A 20,035-nucleotide genomic window follows, 5' to 3' on the forward strand; every position below is an offset into this window, starting at 1 on the left:
GAATCAGGGGCGAAGAGGCGCCGATGTCTGAGCGTAGCGAGTTCGGCGCCGTCCCCTGGTTCACCGAGAAGCGCAGGGTACCGGTGCACAGCACCGGCTCGCGGCTGGCGGCGCGTTTCTTTTGGTTACTTTTCTTTTCGCGCGAAAAGAAAAGTGACATCCCACCGTGGGCGCGGAAATGGCCCGCCGCAACCAATGCTCACCCCCAGGCGATCAAGCCGATCGCCAGCACCGCCAGCGCCAGCCCGGCGCGGTTCCACCGGGTGGTGGCCTCGCCGAAGGCGAACACGCCCACCAGCGCGCCCAGCACCACCACACCGATGTTCATGCCGGCGAACACGGTGGCCGGGCTGTCCGGCATTGCCTGGTGCGCATGCACATAGAACAGGATGTTGCCGCCATTGAGCAGGCCCAGCAGCGCGCCCGCGCCGAGGTTGCGCCATGCCAACCGGCTGCGGCCACTGACATGCCGCCACAGCTGCAACACCAGCATCAGCACGAAGGCCACGCTGAAGCTGGCCAGCACCGCCGCCATCGAGGGCGTGCCGGACAGCGCCACCTGCTTGAGCAGCACGTCGACCACCGCGAACCCGGCCCAGACGCCCAGCAGCCAGCCCCATCCACCCGGTGAGGACGCCACCGCCGGTCCGCGCGGGCGCAGGCTGATCGCCACCATCGCCAGCAGGCCCAGGCCGAGCCCGGCCAGCTTCCACAACGTGGCGGTCTGGCCGAAGAACAGGAACGCGGCGGCCAATGACAGCAGCAGCGACAAGCGCTGCGCCACGTCGCTGCGGACGATGCCGGCCACCGCCACCGCGCGGCCCAGCACCAGGAAGATCGACGGCAGCACCACCGCCAGCGCCAGCAAAGACAGCCACGGGGCATGCGGCGCGCGCAGCGCATCCAGCGGTGGCTGCAGCGCCACGGCGGTGAGCGTTGCCGCCACCAGATAGTTCCAGGTGACCATCTGCGCAACATCCAGCTGGCGGCGTCCGGCCACCTTCAACAACACCGAAACCAGCACACTGCAGATCACGGCCAGGGACAGGTAGAGCATGGGGCGGGCACAGGGCAGGGGCGGGGGACGGTATCATGGTGCCATGCACAAGCCTTCGTTCCCCGTCGCCCCCGGCGAAACCGCCTGCCTCGAACTGGACGGCCCGGCCGGTCCGCTGGAAGTGGTCGTCGACCTGCCCAAGGCCGATGTGCCGATGCAGCCGATCGTGGCCATCGTCTGCCATCCGCTGTCTACCGAGGGCGGCACCCTGCACAACAAGGTGGTCACCATGACCGCCACCACCCTGCGCGAGCTGGGCATCGCCACGGTGCGCTTCAATTTCCGCAGCGTGGGTGGTTCGGCCGGCACCTTCGATGGCGGCGTGGGAGAGCAGGACGACCTGAAGGCCGTCGCCGCCTGGGTGCGCAGCCAGCGGCCCGACGACCGCCTGTGGCTGGCCGGTTTCAGCTTCGGTTCGTTCGTTTCGTTGAAGGCCGCTGCTGCGCTGCAGCCGGAAGCGCTGATCTCGATCGCGCCGCCGGCCGGCCGCTGGGATTTCGATGGCATCGCGCCGCCGGCCCGCTGGCTGGTGATCCAGGGCGAGCAGGACGAGATCGTCGATCCGCAGGCCGTCTACCAGTGGCTGGACACGCTGGACGTCCCGCATGAGCTGGTGCGCATGCCCGAGACCAGCCACTTCTTCCACCGCAAGCTGATCGACCTGCGCGGCGCGCTGACCCACGGCGTGAAGCATTGGCTGGGCGCGGCGGCATGAGTGCAACCGAGTTGACCCCGTCGCAGCGGTACGCGGAAGGGGTTGCCCGTGGTGACTGGCAGAACGACCCGGCCCAGCACGCTGCGCTGGCCGAGCTGGACCGCATCCACCTGGGCCTGGTCGACAGCGCCGAAGACGGCTGGCTGGACCGCCTGTCCTCGTTCTGGAAGAAGCCCGAGCCGGTCAAGGGCCTGTACTTCTGGGGCGGCGTCGGCCGTGGCAAGACCTTCCTGGTCGACCTGTTCTACGACGGCCTGCCGATCAAGCAGAAGTACCGCACGCATTTCCACCGCTTCATGCGCAGCGTCCACGAGCGCCTGCGCGAGCACCAGGGGCAGAGCGACCCGCTGGCAAAGATCGCCCAGGAGTGGCGCAGCAATCTGCGGGTGCTGGTGCTGGACGAGTTCTTCGTCACCGACATCGGCGATGCGATGCTGCTGGCACGCCTGCTGGAACGTCTGTTCGCCGAAGGCGTGACCCTGGTCACCACCTCCAACACCGCGGTGGAGAACCTGTACCTCAACGGCTTGCAGCGCGAGAGCTTCCTACCGGCCATCGGCCTGCTGCAGCGCTTCTGCGTCGAGCTGTACGCCGAGGGCACCGAGGACTACCGGATGCGCGCGCTGACCCGCTCGCCGGTGTACCGCGCGCCGTTGGCCACCGACAGTGATGAGTGGCTGGCCACGCGCTGGAACGAACTGAGCGGCGGCCAGCCGGCCAAGCCCGGCAACATCGAGATCGAAGGCCGCAAGATCCCGGTGCGCGGCCGTGGCAAGAGCATCGCCTGGTTCGATTTCGCCGCGTTGTGCGAAGGCCCGCGTGGCCCTTCGGACTACATCGAGATCGCGCACGAGTTCAACACCGTGCTGCTGGGCGGTATTCCGGCCTTCGACCGTTTGAACGAAGATGCCGCGCGGCGCTTCGTCAACCTGATCGACGAACTGTACGACCGCCACGTCAACCTGGTCTGCACCGCCAGCACCTCGCCGATCGAGCTGTACACCGGCCAGCGCCTGCAGGGCGCGTTCGAGCGCACCGCCTCGCGCCTGATCGAGATGCAGAGCGCCGAGTACCTGGGCACCCCGCACCGGGCGTGAGGGCGGTTTCCTGTAGAGCCGAGCCCATGCTCGGCTGCTTCTGCAGGGTGCGCCGAAAGGCAGCCGAGCATAGGCTCGGCTCTACCTGACGTGCCAGGTCCGGAATGATTCAACTGCGCGCTGGGAAGTGCCTGTACAAGTAAAGGTGATTCGTGAGCCAGGAAATCAACAAGCACGTTGCGCGAGCCATCGTTGAGCTTGCCATCTTTCTCGAGTTTTCGGCGGATGATGTATTGGATCCAGATGCTGCCGTGCAGGGGCTCGAACGATTGGCTTCGACATTGCAAATGATGGACTTGGAGTCCAGATCATCTTTGTGCGTGCAGTTTGAAAGCATCGCAATGGAGTACTCAGGTGAGCAGGCCCGGTTTGCTGAAGGCTTGGGCGAAGCGCTGGGGTTGATCGAAGCGTAGTCTGCCCATGTGTAGAAGCCCCAGATTCTGCTGGCATCGGGTAGTCAGGAATTTCGTGTTCGCGCAGAACATGAGTAAGAGTCGCGTTCGAGCGCACCGCCTCGCGCCTGATCGAGATGCAGAGCGCCGAATACCTGGGTACCCCGCACCGGGCGTGAGCGCGGTTTCCTGTAGCCGAGCCAATGCTCGGCTGCTTCTGCAGGGTGCCCCGAAGGGCAGCCGAGCGTGGGCTCGGCTCTACAACAGCACAGCGCGGTTACCGGGTCGGCGCCACGGCGTTCCCGCGCGGCCGCTCATCCGGACCGGCCGACACATGCAGGCCCGAGCCATCGCCGCGCTCCACTCGCACACTCTCGCCGCGCTCCAGCAGCCGCAGCGGCTGTCCCTGGTAGCGCACTTCCAGCGCGTCGTGGGTGTCGGCCAGCGACTGCACCAGCGGGCAAAGCGCCATCGCCTTGGCTTCCAGCTGCTGGCTGCGTGCTTCCATGCGGCGGTCGACTTCGGCATCGAGGCGATCGGCGCGGCGCTCCATGGCCCCGGCGCGGCCGGTGAACACCTGCCACAGCACGCTGCGCGTCATCGACCCGGCCATCGTCTCGGCCATCTGGTCGATATGCGCGTCGAAGCCGTCGCCGAACGTCTGCTGCTCCCAGTAGCCTCGGCCCAGGCTGGCGTCGATCCAGGTCTGCATCTCGCCGCGCATCGCGCGCATCTGGCGGTTGCGGGCCTTGCCGGTGATGGCTTCGAAGGCAGCGTCCAGCGCATCGAAGGTGACCCCGGAGACTTCATGGGCCAGTGCGGTGGCCGCTGGCATCAGTTGGCGGGCACCGGCTTCCATCTGCCGCAGGCGTGCGGCGTCGGCGGCATTGACCGTCACCATTGCGCCATCCAGGCTCAGCTCACCGTCGTGGAACACCACTTCATGCGGCGCCTGCGGGCCATGCCGCAGCCAGATACCGCCGCTGTCCACCAGCACGTCGTAGTCGGTATGGATGCCGCACTGGTCCGAACGCAGGTCCGGCCCCTCGGCGGCCAGCGCCGGGGCGGTGGACAGCATGGCCAGCAGGGCCAGGGCGGGCAACCGCAGGTGCATCGGACCATCCTTTTCAAGGAAGCGAGCGGCCAGCATCCGTTGCCAGCGGGCGGGCGTCACCGGCCGGAAGTCACCCGTCCACCGGATTCCCACCGGCTGCCCACCACCTATCCACAGGGTTGTCCCTAGCCAGTTTCATCACTGTCATGTGAAGCTGTCATTGTTCCGTTTCTGCGGCGCGTTGTACCACCGCAATGTCGCTTTCGGGCTTGACTGCGCAGCCCGTTCCGGCAGGTCGGAAGCGTCTGATCCGGGCGCCGATGGCACGATCCTTGCGGCGCAAGGGATTGCCGAATTTCACTACATTTGGCGTTGACGGACCCCATTACCCCCACTATCTTGTGGCCGTCGGTCGCAGCAACCCCAATTCCAGGGGTTGCCCGGGGTACCCATCCGAGATCGTCAACGGTAGTGGCAGGCGCAGGGTCTCATCCCCTGCGACGCCGTCCTGCCAACCTGGGCTGTCATGTCCCGGGCTGCGTCACCCGATGCATCGAGCACCCCCAATCACGCCAAGAGGACACACGCCGTGAGCACCGAATCCAGCGCCACCATCGAGAAGGAAAGCGAATTCCTGTTGACGTCGCCGCCGACGGCCAACGCGATGAGTGTGACCAAGCGCAATGGGACCACCGAACTGGTGGACCTGAACAAGATCGTGCGTGCGGTGCAGCGTTCCTCCGAAGGCCTGCACGCCGTCGATCCGATGCGCGTGGCCACCCGTACCATTTCCGGCCTGTACAACGGCGCCACCACCCGCGAGCTGGATGAACTGTCCATCCGCACCGCCGCCCTGCTGATCGGTGAAGAGCCCGAGTACGGCCGCCTGGCTGCGCGCCTGCTGGCCAACTACATCGCCAAGGAAGTCTCGGGCCAGGAAATCTACGCCTTCTCGCAGTCGGTCAGCCGTGGCCATGAAGTCGGCCTGATCAACGACCGCCTGCTGAACTTCGTGCAGACCAATGCACGCAAGCTCAACGACGCCATCGACGGCGCGCTGGACCTGAACTTCGATTACTTCGGCCTGCGTACCCTGTACGACCGTTACCTGCTGCGCCACCCGCACACCCGCAAGGTGATCGAGACCCCGCAGCAGTTCTTCCTGCGCATCGCCAGCGCGCTGAGCGAGGACGTGTCCGAGACCCTGGCGCTGTACAAGCGCATGGGCAACCTGGACTACCTGCCGTCCAGCCCGACCCTGTTCAATTCCGGCACCACCCACGAGCAGCTGTCCTCGTGCTTCCTGCTGGACTCGCCGCAGGACTCGCTGGAGTCGATCTATTCCAAGTACGGCGACATCGCCCAGCTGTCGAAGTTCTCCGGCGGCATCGGCGTCAGCTACACCCGCGTGCGTTCGCGTGGTTCGCTAATCAAGTCGACCAACGGCCACTCCAACGGCATCGTGCCGTGGCTGAAGACCATGGATTCGTCGGTGGCCGCGGTGAACCAGGGCGGCAAGCGCAAGGGCGCGGCCTGCGTGTACCTGGAAACCTGGCACGCCGACATCGAGGACTTCCTCGAACTGCGCGACAACACCGGTGACGAAGCCCGCCGTGCGCACAACCTGAACCTGGCCAACTGGGTGCCGGACCTGTTCATGAAGCGCGTCGAAGCCGACCAGGAATGGTCGCTGTTCGATCCGCGCGTCGTGCCGGAGTTCACCGACCTGTTCGGCGAAGCCTTCGAGCAGGCCTACCTGCAGGCCGAAGCCCAGGGCAAGGCCAACCGCACCATCTCCGCGCGCAAGCTGTATGCCCGCATGATGCGTACGCTGGCCGAGACCGGCAACGGCTGGATGACCTTCAAGGACAAGTGCAACCGCGCCAGCAACCAGACCCTGCGCGCCGGCAACGTGATCCATCTGTCGAACCTGTGCACCGAAATCCTGGAAGTCACTTCCAACGATGAAACCGCGGTGTGCAACCTGGGTTCGATCAACCTGGGCAACCACTTCGACGAGCACAACGAGTTCGACTTCGAGAAGCTGGCTGAGACCGTGCGCCTGGCCGTGCGCCAGCTCGACCGTGTCATCGACCTGAACTTCTACCCGATCGAAACCGCCCGCCGCGCCAACCTGCGCTGGCGTCCGGTCGGCCTGGGCTGCATGGGCCTGCAGGACGTGTTCTTCCGCAAGCGCCTGCCGTTCGACAGCGCCGAAGCCCGCGCCCTGTCGAAGAAGATTGCCGAAGCGATCTACTTCCACGCGCTGGAAACCTCCTGCGAACTGGCCCAGGAACGCGGCAAGCACCCGTCGTTCAACGACACCCGCGCCGCCGGTGGCGAACTGCAGTTCGACGCCTGGAACGTGGTGCCGGAAGACGCCGAGCGCTGGGATGCCCTGCGTGCCCGCATCAAGGAACACGGCCTGCGCAACTCGCTGATGATCGCGATCGCGCCGACCGCGACCATCGCCTCGATCGCCGGCTGCTACGAGTGCGTCGAGCCGCAGGTGTCCAACCTGTTCAAGCGCGAGACCCTGTCCGGTGACTTCCTGCAGGTCAACCGCTACCTGGTCAACGAGCTGAAGAAGCTGGGCCTGTGGACGCCGGAAATGCGCGATGCCATCAAGCTGGCCGAAGGCTCCATCGCGGGCGTGGCACAGATTCCGGAAACGCTGCGCGAGGTCTACCGCACCGCGTGGGAGCTGCCGATGCGTTCGCTGATCGACATGGCCGCCGAGCGTGGCGCCTTCATCGACCAGTCGGCCTCGCTCAACCTGTTCATGGAAAGCCCGAACATCGGCGCGATGTCCTCCATGTACATGTACGCCTGGAAGCAGGGCATCAAGACCACCTACTACCTGCGTTCGCGCCCGGCCACCAAGATCGCCAAGACCACGGTCAGCGCTGCGGCCCCGGCCAAGGTGTTCAGCCCGGACGAAGCCATCGCCTGCTCGCTGGAAAACCCGGAAGCCTGCGAGGCCTGCCAGTAAGAGCGGCACCGCCGCGCGGTAGTGCCGGCCGCTGGCCGGCAACCCCGGCCAACGATCATCACCCACGGTAGCGCCGGGCCATGCCCGGCGGCTCACCCAGGAATTCAAGGAAACACCCATGGCCGACAAGCCCAAGCAGATGCTGCTCGATCCCGGTTTTGAACTGACCCTGCGCCCGATGCGCTACCCGCAGTTCTATGACATGTACCGGAATGCGATCAAGAACACCTGGACGGTGGAAGAGATCAACTTCCAGATCGACATCACCGACCTGCACAGCAAGATGTCGCCGGGTGAGCGTCACCTGATCCACCGCTTGGTCGCGTTCTTCGCCACCGGCGACTCGATCGTGTCCAACAACCTGGTGCTGAATCTGTACCAGCACTTGAATGCGCCCGAAGCGCGCATGTACCTGTCGCGCCAGCTGTATGAAGAAGCGCTGCACGTGCAGTTCTACCTGACCCTGCTCGACAACTACCTGCCGGATCCGGAAGAGCGCGTCAAAGCCTTCGCCGCGGTGGAGAACATCGACTCGATCAAGAAGAAGGCCGATTTCTGCTTCAAGTGGATCGACTCGATCCAGGACCTGAAGCGCATCGAGACCCGTGCCGAGCGCCGCCAGTTCCTGCTCAACCAGATCTGCTTCGCCGCCTGCATCGAAGGCCTGTTCTTCTTCGCCGCCTTCGCCTACGTGTACTACTTCCGTTCGCGCGGCCTGCTGCCGGGCCTGGCCTCGGGCACCAACTGGGTGTTCCGCGACGAGAGCGCGCACATGGAGTTCGCGTTCGAGTCGGTGCGCGTGGTGCGTGAGGAAGAGCCGGACCTGTTCGACGACGAGATGAAGCAGCAGGTCTACGACATGCTGGCCGAAGCCATCGAATGCGAAGTGCAGTTCGCCGAGGACGTGCTGTCCGGCGGCGTGGCTGGTATCTCGACCCGCGACATGCGCCAGTACCTGCAGCACTGCGCCGACCAGCACTTCGCCAAGCTGGGCATGGAAAAGAAGTACAACGTGCGCAACCCGCTGCCGTTCATGGAACTGCAGGACGTGCAGGAGCTGACCAACTTCTTCGAACGCCGCGTCTCGGCCTACCAGGTCGGCGTGCAGGGCGAAGTCGCCTTCGACATGAACTTCTGATCGAAGCGGTCAGATCTGTCGCAAGGAAGAACCCCGGCCAATGCCGGGGTTTTTCGTTTCTGCAGCGTCGAGCCATGCTCGGCTGCTCGACTCTACAAAGAGTGGTTACCGCCGCCCTTCCACCGCCATGCGCACTGCCAGCCCGGCCAGCACCGTGCCCATCAGCCAGCGCTGCACCACCTGCCAGGTCGGGCGCGCGGCCAGGAAGCCGGCGATGCTGCCAGCCATCACCGCGATCACCGCGTTGACGCTCACGCTGACCACGATCTGGGTGAAGCCGAGTACCAGCGACTGCATCAGCACGCTGCCATGGCCCTCCGGGTGCAGGAACTGCGGCAGCAGCGACAGGTACATCACCGCGATCTTCGGGTTCAGCAGGTTGGTCAGAAAACCCATCGCGAACAGTTTGCGTGGGCCATCCGGGGGCAGGTCGCGTACCGCGAACGGCGAGCGGCCACCGGGCTTGAGCGCCTGCCAGGCCAGGTACAGCAGGTACAGCGCGCCGCCGATGCGCAGCGCGTCGTAGGCGAACGGCACGGTCATCAGCAGGGCAGTGATGCCCAGTGCCGCGCACAGCATGTAGAACACGAAGCCCAGCGCCACCCCGCCCAGTGAGATCAGGCCGGCACGGCGGCCCTGGCAGATCGAGCGCGAGACCAGGTAGATCATGTTCGGCCCGGGCGTGAGCACCATGCCCAGCGAGATGAGGGCAAAGGCCAACAGGTCTGAGGTCGCGGGCATGGGCGGTCCTGGCAGGGGGCGTGGCGCAGTGTAGCGCCGCCTGCACGGGGCCTGGCTTAAAATTGCCGGACCCCACACCGAAGCCCCCCATGACCCCGATCCCCGAGACCGTGCCACCCACCGAAGTGCGCATGGCCGAAATCGTCTTCCCCAACCACACCAACCACCTGGGCACCCTGTTCGGTGGCCAGGCATTGGCATGGATGGACAAGGCCGCCTTCCTGGCCGCCGCCCGCTATTCGCGCCGCACCGTGGTGACCGCGCGCAGCGACCAGGTCGACTTCAAGCTGCCGATCCGCATCGGCCAGATGGTGGAAACCATCGGCCGCATCGTCGAAGTCGGCCGCAGCTCGATGAAGGTCGAGGTCGAACTGGTCGCCGAAGACCTGCACAGCGGCGAGCGCAAGCTGTGCACCCGCGGCCACTTCGTGATGATCGCGCTGGACGAGGAAGGCCACCCGATCGCGGTGCCGCCGCTGCCGGCTGCCTGAGCCCGTCGGCTGAACCGGCGCTTGCGGGGGCGCTTGCGCGCCCCCATCTGGCAGCCATGACCCCGCTGCTGACCGACTTCATCGACCGCGCCCAGCGCCTGTTCGTGCTGACCGGCGCGGGTTGCAGTACCGCCTCGGGCATTCCCGATTACCGCGATACCGACGGCCAGTGGAAACGCACGCCGCCGGTGACCTACCAGGCCTTCATGGGCGAGGCGGCCACCCGCCAGCGCTACTGGGCGCGCAGCCTGCTGGGCTGGCCGCGCTTCGGCCTGGCCCGGCCCAACGGTACCCACCAGGCCCTGGCCGCCCTGGAAAGCTGCGGCAAGCTACAGGTGCTGCTGACCCAGAATGTGGACGGCCTGCACCAGCGTGCCGGCAGCCACAACGTGATCGACCTGCATGGCCGCCTGGATCGGGTGCGCTGCATGGGCTGCGAGTGCCGCAGCGGCCGCGAGGAGTTCCAGCAGCGCCTGCTGGATGCCAACCCTGGCTGGGATGCATTGGAGGCCGGCATCGCCCCTGATGGCGATGCCGACCTGGAGACCGATTTCTCGAGCTTCGCGGTGCCTGATTGCGCCCGCTGCGGCGGCCTGTTGAAGCCGGACGTGGTGTTCTTCGGCGAAAACGTGCCGCGCGAACGCGTGGCGGCGGTGCACGATCACCTGCAGCAGGCCGACGCCGTGCTGGTGGTGGGCTCGTCGCTGATGGTCTATTCCGGCTTCCGCTTCGTGCAGGCCGCGGCCAGGGCAGGGTTGCCGGTGGCGGCACTGAACCGTGGCCGCACCCGCGCCGACGACCTGCTGCAGTTCAAGGACGAGCGCGATTGCGCTGAAGCGCTGGCGGAGTGGGCTTCGCGTTGAGCCGAGCGTGGGCTGCAGCAGGCCGCGCGAAACAGCGATCCATCCAGACGGTTGATCCGGGAGCCGCGCAGCGGTGCAATACGCACCCCCTACGTCGTTCATCACCGTCTTGAGCCAGCTGTTTTCGCCGATCTCGTTCGGCCCCCTGACCCTGTCCAACCGCATCGTCATCGCGCCGATGTGCCAGTACTCCGCCGAAGACGGCCGCGCCAGCGACTGGCACGCCATGCACCTGGGCAACCTGACGCAGTCCGGCGCCGGCCTGTTGATCCTGGAAGCCACCGCGGTCGAGCCGCGCGGCCGCATCAGCTGGGCCGACCTGGGCCTGTGGGATGACGGCACCGAGGCGGCGCTGGCGCAGGTGCTGGCCAGCGTCCGCCGCTGGTCGCCGATGCCGCTGGGCATCCAGCTGGGCCATGCCGGCCGCAAGGCCTCGGTGAACCGCCCATGGGACGGCGGTGGCCAGTTGCCGGCCGACGATGCGCGTGGCTGGGCCACCGTGGCACCGTCGCCGCTGCCGTTCCATGCCGCCGATCCGGCACCGCAGGCGCTGGACGAAGCCGGCATCGCCGAGGTCATCGCCGCCTTCGCCGCCAGTGCGGTGCGCGCCGAGCGCCTGGGCTTCGAGCTGATCGAGCTGCATGCCGCGCACGGTTACCTGCTGCACCAGTTCCTGTCGCCGCTGAGCAACCGCCGCACCGACGGCTATGGCGGGTCACTGCCGAACCGCCTGCGCCTGCTGGTGGAGGTGTTCGACGCGGTGCGTGCGGCGGTGTCCGACAAGGTCGCCGTGGGCGTGCGCATTTCTGCCAGTGACTGGGTTGAGGGTGGCTGGGACCTGGTGCAGAGCGAGGCGCTGGCGCAGGTGATGGACGCGCGCGGCTGCAACTTCCTGCACGTTTCCAGTGGTGGCCTGGACGAGCGCCAGAAGATCACCGTCGGCCCGGGTTACCAGGTGCCGTTCGCGGCAGCGATCAAGGCCAAGGTGCGCATGCCGGTGATCGCCGTGGGCATGATCACCGAACCGGAGCAGGCCGAATCGATCCTGCGCCATCGCCATGCCGATGCGGTGGCCCTGGCGCGCGGCATCCTCTACGACCCGCGCTGGCCGTGGCATGCCGCCGCCGCACTGCGCGACAGCGTGCAACCGGCGCCGCAGTACCTGCGCTGTGAGCCCCGCGATGCGCGCGGCGTGTTCAAGGTGCGTTGACGCAGCTTACGAGCGTAATGCCAAGGTCCAGACCGTCGGCGATCTGTACGACGGCGAGTTGCGGCATAACCTGTCGCAACGAACTAGGAATGATTGCGGATACTACTTTATGTGAATGACACCTCATTGCGCTGGGTGCGGACATTGCAACGTTGAGCTGCACACACGGGTGTGCAGCCAATGGAGAAACGCAATGAAACCCATGATGCTGGTGGTTCTGCTCTCGGCTGTCTCTCTGTCCGTATCAATGCCTGCCTCTGCAGGTGACAACGTGGCGAATGTCTCCGGGGCGGAGAATGTCTCGCTCATGCACGCCCCTGTGAACTCGCGGGCGCGGCTTGATCTTCACATGATCGAGCTCTCTCCCGAATCCCCACTGATGTTGCTTTCACCCCTTGCGCGCAAGCAGTTTGTCGATTCGCTGGTGTTTGGAGATCGGGGACTGGCCAGCTTCAGCTACGAGCCCATCGTCTCCGAACTGAGTGCAGGTGAAGCCTATCGGCTCCTGTCACTCTTCGGGGCACAGCGCGCAATTGTGCACATCCCGGGATTGCGGCAGGAGTCGGAAGCGGATCATGTGGTCGTGCAGTCGGCCAATCCAAACCCGGTATTCGAGGATTATCCGGGCTACGCCTGTTCAGGGCGTGCGACCTGTTCAACCTCCATGAGCAGCATCTGCATGTCGAGTTGCTGATCGCATGATTGGTCGCATGCTGCTTTGGTGTTTGCTGCTGCCCACAAGTACGTGGGCAGCAACTCCAGTAGACGCTCAACTGCGTGAAATGGACCGGGAGATGTTGGCCGCTGGCGTTTCAGACCGAGTCGAGAAGCTGGTGGATGCCTATTCGTCATGGGAGTCTTCCAGATCATCAGGGGATGGTTGCGGCAGTTTGAGCGATCTGGACCTTGAGGCCGCGTTCCGCGCCAGCTTCTACATCTCAATGTACGTTGGAGACGAGGAGTGGCTTGGCAAAGTCCGATGCATTCATGCAGAACTGGTGCGGAGAGGTACTGTCACAGAGACAACGCACAGGAAAATGCACGCGGTCCTCGTGCAGGTTCGACATTTTGCCGAGGCCAATGAGCTGCGTGAGATGGCGTCGTTGCGCGTCGATGAACTTCCCGGGATTGAGCGGAACACGCCTGGCCAGCAGGGCGTTCTCCACCCTCTTGCGGGTGGGAAGCTGGAATGGCGGCGATGGACGTACAGGGAGGGATTGGAGGTGGTCGCCTATGTCAGCCCGGCATGCGCTCCCTCGCGACGCGCGATGCACGTGATCATGAACGATCCAGAATGGACATGGATTCGATCCAGCGTGCGCTTTGTCGTGCGTCGATCTCCTGCATGGCCGCAGCCGGGTGTCGGCGAGTGGAACAGAAGCAATCCCTCTCATCCCATGTTGCTCCAGGCGGGGCCCGAGGGCTGGAAAGAACTGGATGTCCATGAAACTCCGGTATTCCATGTCTTAAGGAATGGGCTGCGCCTGCAGACCCTGACAGGATGGGCAGAGGCCAGTGCTGGCCTGATGAGACTGAAGGCGGACTTCTGACCGGGGGAAGAACCACTGCTCTTCCCGGTGTGTACCCCTATCGCGACCGATACCCGCCTGTCACACCCGCCAGGCCGGCGCCATGCCGGCCTGCAGGTGCTCGAACAGCGCGCGGATCTTGGCGGTGAAATCGCGGCGGTCGCTGACGCAGAAATAAACCTCCATCGGCTCCGGGCGCCAGGCCGTGTCGGCGCCGAACACCGCCCGCAGGCGACCATCGCGCAGGTAGGGCTCGGCCACGAACGCAGCCAGCCGGGTGATGCCGGCACCGGTCGCGGCCAGCGTTGCCAGTGCATCGATGTCATCGCAGACCATGCTCGGCGGCAGCGCAGCGTCCACGCGCTGGCCGTCCTTCAGCAGGCCCCAGCGCAGCGGCCGGCCATCGGTGGGGAAGCGGTGCAGCAGCCCGCGATGGCTGCCCAGTTCAGCGGGTTCCTGCGGCGTGCCATGGGCCTTCAGGTAGGCCGGCGAGGCGCAGAACACGAACGGTACGCGCGCCAGCTGCCGTGCGACCACACCGTCCTCCAGCTGCGCGCCGATGCGGATGCTGGCATCCACCGCCTCTGGACCATGCTGCACGGCGCGGTCGGTCAGGCGCAGCTCCAGCTGCAGTTGCGGGTAACGCTGCTGCAGCGAAGGCAGCAACGGCGCCAGCACGTGGCGGCCGAACGCGCTGCTGCTGGCGATGCGCAGCGGCCCAGCCGGTTCGATGTCACCGGCGGTGACCATCGCCTGCGCGCGCGCCAGGTCGGCTTCGATATGGCGCACCTGCGCCAGGTACAGCGCGCCGGCCTCGCTGAGCGCCAGCTGGCGCGTGCTGCGGTTCAGCAACCGTACGCCCAGATGCGCCTCCAGCCGGTTGATGTTCTGGCCGACGGCGGTGGCGCTGATGCCAAGGATGCGGGCCGCGGCGGCAATGCTGCCGGTCTCTGCGGTGCGGGTGAAGCTGCGGATCAGTTGCAACAGGTTCATGACCGACCAGCTTGCCATGGAGAAACCCAAGTATCGCTTGGGACTGAACCAAGCAGGTCGGTTGCATCGGTGACCATCGATCCATCAGGCAGGGCGCTGCCCTACACTCGGGCGATGCGCCCCGATTCCATTCTTACCCTGTCCTGCCCCGACCGCACCGGCATCGTCTACCGCGTGTCCGGCCTGCTGTTCGACCACGGCTGCAACATCCTCGACGCCCAGCAGTTCGGCGACGAGGAGAGTGGCCGTTTCTTCCTGCGCGTGCATTTCGACCGTGACGCCGGCCTCCCGCTGGAGACCGTGCATGCCGCGATGGCCACGCTGGCCGAAGGCTTCGGCATGGACTGGCAGCTGCATGATGGCCGGCGCCGCGCGCGGCTGCTGGTGCTGGTCAGCAAGCAGGGGCACTGCCTCAACGACCTGCTGTTCCGTGCCCACAGTGGGCAGCTGAAGGTCGACATTGCGGCGGTGGCGTCCAACCACGCCGACTTCGCGCCATTGGCCGCGTCCTACCAGGTGCCGTTCCATCACCTGCCGGTGACCGCCGATACGCGTGCGGTGCAGGAACAACAGATCATCGACCTGGTCGAGCGCGAACGCATCGACCTGGTGGTGCTGGCGCGCTACATGCAGATCCTGTCACCCACGTTGTGCCGCGCGCTGGCCGGCCGTGCGATCAACATCCACCACAGCTTCCTGCCCAGCTTCAAGGGCGCACAGCCGTACCACCAGGCGCACGCGCGCGGGGTCAAGATCATCGGTGCCACCGCGCACTACGTCACCGAGGATCTGGACGAAGGCCCGATCATCGAACAGGACGTGGCCCGCGTGGACCACGCGATGGCACCGCGCGAGCTGGTGCGGCTGGGCAGCGATACCGAATCGCTGGTGCTGGCACGCGCCGTGCGCCGCCATGTGGAGCACCGCATCCTGCTCAACGGGCACCGCACGGTGGTGTTCCGGTAATCGCCCATCCCGCGTCCGCCGGGCATGGCCCGGCGCTACCACGGGTGCCATCCGGTAGTGCCGGCCGCTGGCCGGCAACTGCAGAGATCCCGAGGTTGCCGGCCAGCGGCCGGCACTACCGAATCCTGATTTCATCCAATGAAAAGCCTCCGGTTCGGCCGTCCCGCGATCTGTAGGGGGGCGTAGTTTGGGGGCTGGATGAATCGATTGTGTTGTCGTGGGCAGGAGCGCGCAAGCGGCATAAGCGACGTGCGCGGTAGCGCCGGGCCATGCCCGGCGGTCACGCCTCAGGCGATCGCGATCCCCGCCTTGCCCAGCGCCTCGCGCACCATCGCGTCGTTGGCGTCGGTCACCGGCTTGGTCAGCTCCCACAGGAACTTCACCCGGAAGCCGGACTTCACTGCGTCCTGCGCGCTCCACAGCACGCAGTAATCGCGGGCCAGGCCGCATACGTGCACTTCGCGGATGCGGCGCTCGTGCAGCCAGCCGGCCAGGCCGGTGGCCGGGCGCTCGCCATCGGGGCCGTGGTTCTCGCGGAAAGCGCTGTACGAATCCACCTGTTGGCGCGTGCCCTTGCGCAGGATCAGGTCGGCCGTGGTCCAGTCCACGCCCGGGTGCAGGGCGGCACCGGCGCTGCCCTGCACGCAGTGGTCGGGCCACAGGGTCTGCGGCTGCGCGTGCAGCAGGATGGTCTCGAACGGACGCTGGCCCGGGTGCTGGCTGGCGAACGAGGCATGGTCCGCCGGGTGCCAGTCCTGGGTCGCCACCACCGTGCGGTAGCGGCGCTGCGCCAACAGTCCGGCAATGGGGGCCACCAGCGCATCGCCGTGGTCGCAGGCCAGGGCGCCCCCGGGCATGAAGTCCGGCTGCAGGTCGATCACCAGCAGGGCGACATCGGCGGGCAGGGCGGTCATGGCAGTTCCGGTACAACAGAAGGGGCGACCAGCGTGGCCGCCCCATGCGCACACGTCAATCGCCCTGCGGCGTCCCAGCGTCCTGTCCGTAGTACAGCAGGCCGATCCTGATGCGCTCGCGGCCGTTCTCGCGGCGGTGGCGGTTGGCATCGCGCAGCGAGTACACGCAGCCGCAGTATTCCTGCTGGTAGAACTGCTCGCGCTTGCTGATCTCGATCATGCGGCTGGCACCGCCGCCCTTGCGCCAGTTGTAGTCCCAGTACTGCAGGCCTTCATAGCGCGAGGCGGCACGGATGCCGCAGTCGTTGATCTGCGCCATGTTCTTCCAGCGCGAGATGCCCAGCGACGAACTGATGGTGTCGTAGCCGTGTTCGTGCGCGTACAGCGCGGTGCGTTCGAAACGCATGTCGAAGCACATCGTGCAGCGGATGCCGCGCTCGGGTTCGTTCTCCATGCCGCGTGCGCGGCTGAACCAGTTGTCGGTGTCGTAGTCGCAATCGATGAACGGAATGCCGTGCTGCTCGGCGAAGCGGATGTTCTCCTGCTTGCGCAGCTCGTACTCTTTCACCGGGTGGATGTTCGGGTTGTAGAAGAAGATCGCGTAGTCGATCCCGGAGGCGGTGATCGCTTCCATCACTTCGCCGGAACAGGGCGCGCAGCATGAATGCAGCAGCAGGCGCTTGCCGTCGGCGGGCAGGGTCAGGGTGGGGCGTTGGAACTCGGTCATCGTCGGGTGCGTCAGGGCGTGGAAGCGGGCTGGCCGGATACCGTGAACAGGACGCGCGCGGCCACACCGCCTGCGCGCGCAGGACGACGACGGCCCCGGCACCCTCCCCGCGGAGAGTCCAGGTCGAATCAGGGGACGGTCGTGTCCCCCGGCCGGGGCCGGTATTCGGGCTGATGGACACGGGCCGCAGCCCACCTACTACCCGCCGCTTCCCAGGCATGCGCCCAGTGCTGTTGGCAGGATTCGTTTCCATTCACCGCTACGGGGCAGCTCCGGAATGGGCGCGCGAAGCGCCTTCACCGGATTCCCGTTCAAATCCCTGCCCGCGCCGGAGCGATGGGAGGGATACCTTCGGCGTGTGCACGGTGGACCTGTTGGTGGCGCGGGTCAAGAGCGCAGGGGTCAGAGCCCGCTGCGCTGCAACCGGATCCGACCCTGGAAACGCCTTCAATGCCCCGCCGCCGCCCGGGCCCGGATGTCCTCCATCCGCTGGTCGTGCAGCAGGCGGCCGTTCTCCCACACGGTCACCATCGCGTCCTTGAAGCCGGTCGGCAGCGTTTCGTCACCGCTGGGAGGCAACGCCACCGTGTGCAGGCTGCCGTCATCCAGACGCCGCAGCAGGCGCATGCGGCCGCGCTTGCTGGTCTTGCCGGCGTCGGTGACCGGGTCCTTGTAGACGTCAATCCATTCGCCATCCACCCGTGCGGCCGAACACTTCAGCGCGAACTTCTGGGTATCGCGGTCCAGCCGCTGCAGCAGCGCACCGCCCATGCCGAAGGCCACGTTGTCGGCGGCGTAGCCGTCGTCGGTGATGCACTGCAGGATGGCGCGGATCGTGTCCGGATTGATGCCATCGCCCTGGATCACCCGCACGTGGTTGAGCACACGGTAGCCCTTGCCGTTGAGGCTGTGGCCGAAGGCTTCATCCAGCCGGCGCAGGCTTTCGGCCACCACCTCCACCGGGTCGCCCGAGTCGGGGCGGATGACCAGGGTGGCGCCCGAGGCGATCACCTCATCACGCAGCGTCGTGCCCCAGTGCTCGCTGATCGCGCGGTAGATGTCATAGCTGTCCGATACCACCGCCACGATCGCACCGGGCTTGCCGAACTGGCGCAGCATGTTGCGGTAGGCGTCCACCTCGCGCTCGCGGCCCCAGCTGGTGATGGTGCTGTGCTCGGCGGCGGGGATCGAATAACCGGCCATTGGCGCGTGATAGTGCGCGCGCGTCAGGCACAGGGCCGATACGGTATCGGTGCCGAGGAAGCTGACCAGATGCGCGGCACCGCCCAGCGCCGCCGATTCCAGGCTCGATACACCGCGGGCGCCGAAGTCGTGCAGCTTGAACGGCAGCTGCCCCTGCGGATCGTCGCTGGTCTGCTGCAGGAATGCGGCAATGGTCTGCCGTGCGTGCCAGCTGATGGTGGCCACGGTGACCGGGTACCACACGCGCAGCAGCAGGGTTTCCAGGTAGGACGGCACCCAGAACGCGGCCGGATCGGTCGATTCAATGGTCATCAGTGCCTGGTGGGTGGGCACCACGCTGCCCTCGGGCACGGCGCGGATGCGCACCGGCAGGTGGCCGCCAAGCCGGTCGACGATATCGCGCCAGCCGGCCTCGTTGAACGGCTCGCCATGGGCGGCGAATACCGCGGCAGCGTCGTCGATGTCGGCGTGGGAGACCGGCCGTGCCAGGGCGTCCTTGAGGATCGCCTGCAGGCCGAAGAACACCGTGCGATCGTGCAGGCCGCCACGTGATTCCACGTAGAAGAACGTGGCATCGGTACCCGGCGGGTACTGCAGCCAATGACTGGCCTTGTAGCTGTCGGTGTTGAGGAGAAGATTATCGAGGTAGTGCATGACGGAAGCTCCTTCGCGTCGAGTGACACCGGCGGTCTATCCGCCAGTGGGAAGGCCGGGCAGGTCAGCCGCGGCCGAGGAAATACTCCAGGATGTGCAGGTGGTCTTCGAACAGCTGCGGGCCCATGTCCAACGCTTCACTCACCGGTATCCAGCGCGCCTTGTCGGCGTCGTCGCCACCGCGCACCGGCGGCAGGTCACCGGCCGGAAACTCGAAGTGGAACCCGTGGGTGATGGTGCGACCACGCTGGCTGCGGTCGGGGTGGTCGAACACCTGCTGGCCCTTCAGCGACCCCTTCAACACCGGCAGCGGAATCTTCAGCCGGGTTTCTTCGCGCAGTTCGCGCAGGCAGCTGTCGAGCAGGCTCTGTTCCTGGCCGACGAAGCCGCCGGGCAGCGCCCACAGCCCCCTGCCGGGTTCCGAGCGACGTCGTACCAGCAGCACGTGGCCCGAATGCACCACCACCGCATCGGTGGTGACGAAGGTGGGCGCGTACGGCGCATCCTTCCAGGCGGCCTTGTACTGTTCGATGAAGCGGTACTCGGCCACCAGCTGGCCATAGGCAGGCGCGCTTTTGCGGAACGCTTCGAGCATGTCGTACACCGGCGCCGGCACATTGCCACGCAGCATCAGCAGCGCGCCGTGGAAGTCGACGTCGCCGGCCTCGAACAGGTAACGCCGCAGCTCGGTGGCCGACAGGGTGGCGGTGTGCTGCACGTCCACCAGCGGCCACTGCGGGAACTCGCGCAGGTAGTAGCTGGAGGCGTCCTTGTCCATGCCGATCAGGCCCACCCTGGCATCGGCGGCGGCACCGTCGTTGCGCAGGGCCTCGGCCACCTGGCGCTGCACGTTGGCGATCCACTGCGCTTCGTTGTACAGGTGGTCGCGAAGCGGGCGGATCAGCAGGCGGTCGGTGTGGCCATCGAGGGCGGCCTGGATCATCACGGCGCGTTCGGCCACGGTCCAGGGATTGCGCAGGCTGCGGGGGGTATCGGCAGAGCCGACCAGGAAGATCAGCTTGCGGGCCCGGCTCAGGGCCAGGCGGGCAACGGCGGCGTGGCCGTTGTGGAAGGGCTCGAATCGCCCGATGAAGACGAGATAGTCGAATTCCATGAGAATCCCTCATGTCGTTGTGGCAGCCGCGGGTCTGTCCCTTGGCTTGCTGCAGATGCTACGCCGATGGTGGGGCGGGTCAAGCCTGCAGGCATGCCTTCGGCTGAACATCGAAGATTCCTGCCGGGACCGCGCTGCTGTTCTCAGGCCCTGAGAAGCCTCTGCGCCATACTGGCACCCACGCG

19 protein-coding genes and 1 riboswitch are annotated in these 20,035 nt (G+C 66.2%); of the genes, 11 read left to right on the forward strand and 8 right to left on the reverse strand.

The window, feature by feature from the left end:
• Nucleotides 1-199 precede the first annotated feature (199 nt).
• Nucleotides 200-1,057 (reverse strand): hypothetical protein, encoded by an 858-nt coding sequence (locus CCR98_RS01065; protein ID WP_087921181.1) that lies wholly within the window; start codon nt 1,055-1,057, stop codon nt 200-202.
• 43 nt (nt 1,058-1,100) lie between these two features.
• On the opposite strand from CCR98_RS01065, the gene CCR98_RS01070 reads away from it, so the two are divergent.
• From CCR98_RS01070 to CCR98_RS01080, 3 genes are all read left to right on the forward strand, one after another.
• Nucleotides 1,101-1,772, forward strand: coding sequence for a CocE/NonD family hydrolase (locus CCR98_RS01070; protein WP_087921182.1), 672 nt, complete (start codon nt 1,101-1,103; stop codon nt 1,770-1,772).
• Nucleotides 1,769-2,869: a cell division protein ZapE gene (gene zapE / locus CCR98_RS01075; protein WP_087921183.1), complete on the forward strand. Its 1,101-nt coding sequence runs from the start codon at nt 1,769-1,771 to the stop codon at nt 2,867-2,869. Before CCR98_RS01070 ends, zapE begins: the two co-directional genes overlap by 4 nt.
• A gap of 152 nt (nt 2,870-3,021) precedes the next feature.
• Nucleotides 3,022-3,282 carry a hypothetical protein gene (locus tag CCR98_RS01080; RefSeq protein ID WP_087921184.1) on the forward strand — a complete coding sequence of 87 codons (261 nt, stop codon included), beginning with the start codon at nt 3,022-3,024 and terminating at the stop codon, nt 3,280-3,282.
• 256 nt (nt 3,283-3,538) lie between these two features.
• Here CCR98_RS01080 and CCR98_RS01085 read toward each other — a convergent pair whose 3' ends face one another.
• The gene (locus CCR98_RS01085; RefSeq protein ID WP_087924118.1) at nt 3,539-4,375 is read right to left on the reverse strand and encodes a DUF2884 family protein; all 837 of its coding nucleotides are present in this window, start codon (nt 4,373-4,375) and stop codon (nt 3,539-3,541) included.
• Nucleotides 4,376-4,904: 529 nt separating this feature from the next.
• On the opposite strand from CCR98_RS01085, the gene CCR98_RS01090 reads away from it, so the two are divergent.
• A complete protein-coding gene (locus CCR98_RS01090; RefSeq protein WP_075675636.1) occupies nt 4,905-7,307 on the forward strand; it encodes a ribonucleoside-diphosphate reductase subunit alpha in 2,403 nt (800 codons plus the stop codon).
• A gap of 118 nt (nt 7,308-7,425) precedes the next feature.
• Nucleotides 7,426-8,445, forward strand: coding sequence for a ribonucleotide-diphosphate reductase subunit beta (locus CCR98_RS01095; RefSeq protein WP_008264781.1), 1,020 nt, complete (start codon nt 7,426-7,428; stop codon nt 8,443-8,445).
• 105 nt (nt 8,446-8,550) lie between these two features.
• On the opposite strand, the gene CCR98_RS01100 is transcribed toward CCR98_RS01095, so the two are convergent.
• The gene (locus CCR98_RS01100) at nt 8,551-9,186 is read right to left on the reverse strand and encodes a LysE family translocator (protein WP_087921185.1); all 636 of its coding nucleotides are present in this window, start codon (nt 9,184-9,186) and stop codon (nt 8,551-8,553) included.
• 89 nt (nt 9,187-9,275) lie between these two features.
• Between CCR98_RS01100 and CCR98_RS01105 the strand changes: the two genes are divergently transcribed.
• From CCR98_RS01105 to CCR98_RS01125, 5 genes are all read left to right on the forward strand, one after another.
• Complete coding sequence (locus CCR98_RS01105; RefSeq protein ID WP_004153688.1) at nt 9,276-9,677, forward strand: acyl-CoA thioesterase; 402 nt, start codon at nt 9,276-9,278, stop codon at nt 9,675-9,677.
• Between the two features lie 56 nt (nt 9,678-9,733).
• Nucleotides 9,734-10,540, forward strand: a complete 807-nt coding sequence (locus tag CCR98_RS01110) for an NAD-dependent protein deacetylase (protein WP_087921186.1) — start codon at nt 9,734-9,736, stop codon at nt 10,538-10,540.
• Nucleotides 10,541-10,649: 109 nt separating this feature from the next.
• A complete protein-coding gene (locus tag CCR98_RS01115; protein WP_087921187.1) occupies nt 10,650-11,750 on the forward strand; it encodes an NADH:flavin oxidoreductase/NADH oxidase in 1,101 nt (366 codons plus the stop codon).
• A gap of 193 nt (nt 11,751-11,943) precedes the next feature.
• On the forward strand, nt 11,944-12,444 hold the full coding sequence (locus CCR98_RS01120; RefSeq protein ID WP_087921188.1) for a hypothetical protein: 501 nt from the start codon (nt 11,944-11,946) through the stop codon (nt 12,442-12,444).
• A 100-nt stretch (nt 12,445-12,544) separates the two neighbouring features.
• A complete protein-coding gene (locus CCR98_RS01125) occupies nt 12,545-13,300 on the forward strand; it encodes a hypothetical protein (protein WP_157721481.1) in 756 nt (251 codons plus the stop codon).
• Nucleotides 13,301-13,360: 60 nt separating this feature from the next.
• Here CCR98_RS01125 and CCR98_RS01130 read toward each other — a convergent pair whose 3' ends face one another.
• A complete protein-coding gene (locus CCR98_RS01130; protein WP_087921190.1) occupies nt 13,361-14,272 on the reverse strand; it encodes a LysR family transcriptional regulator in 912 nt (303 codons plus the stop codon).
• A 114-nt stretch (nt 14,273-14,386) separates the two neighbouring features.
• Between CCR98_RS01130 and purU the strand changes: the two genes are divergently transcribed.
• Nucleotides 14,387-15,238, forward strand: coding sequence for a formyltetrahydrofolate deformylase (purU, locus tag CCR98_RS01135; protein WP_005411937.1), 852 nt, complete (start codon nt 14,387-14,389; stop codon nt 15,236-15,238).
• Nucleotides 15,239-15,525: 287 nt separating this feature from the next.
• Here the strand turns inward: purU and pncA are convergent, their stop codons facing one another.
• The 4 genes from pncA to CCR98_RS01155 form a co-directional block, all read right to left on the reverse strand.
• Nucleotides 15,526-16,152 carry a bifunctional nicotinamidase/pyrazinamidase gene (gene pncA / locus CCR98_RS01140; RefSeq protein WP_087921191.1) on the reverse strand — a complete coding sequence of 209 codons (627 nt, stop codon included), beginning with the start codon at nt 16,150-16,152 and terminating at the stop codon, nt 15,526-15,528.
• Between the two features lie 55 nt (nt 16,153-16,207).
• Entirely contained in the window at nt 16,208-16,879 is a 672-nt protein-coding gene (locus CCR98_RS01145; protein WP_049415804.1) for an epoxyqueuosine reductase QueH, read from the reverse strand.
• 156 nt (nt 16,880-17,035) lie between these two features.
• Nucleotides 17,036-17,229: riboswitch (cobalamin riboswitch) on the reverse strand.
• A gap of 97 nt (nt 17,230-17,326) precedes the next feature.
• Nucleotides 17,327-18,736, reverse strand: coding sequence for a nicotinate phosphoribosyltransferase (locus CCR98_RS01150; protein ID WP_087921192.1), 1,410 nt, complete (start codon nt 18,734-18,736; stop codon nt 17,327-17,329).
• Nucleotides 18,737-18,800: 64 nt separating this feature from the next.
• On the reverse strand, nt 18,801-19,856 hold the full coding sequence (locus CCR98_RS01155; RefSeq protein ID WP_087921193.1) for a bifunctional nicotinamide-nucleotide adenylyltransferase/Nudix hydroxylase: 1,056 nt from the start codon (nt 19,854-19,856) through the stop codon (nt 18,801-18,803).
• Nucleotides 19,857-20,035 lie beyond the last annotated feature (179 nt).

Origin of the sequence: Stenotrophomonas sp. WZN-1, from assembly GCF_002192255.1 — a bacterium.
Lineage (GTDB): Bacteria > Pseudomonadota > Gammaproteobacteria > Xanthomonadales > Xanthomonadaceae > Stenotrophomonas.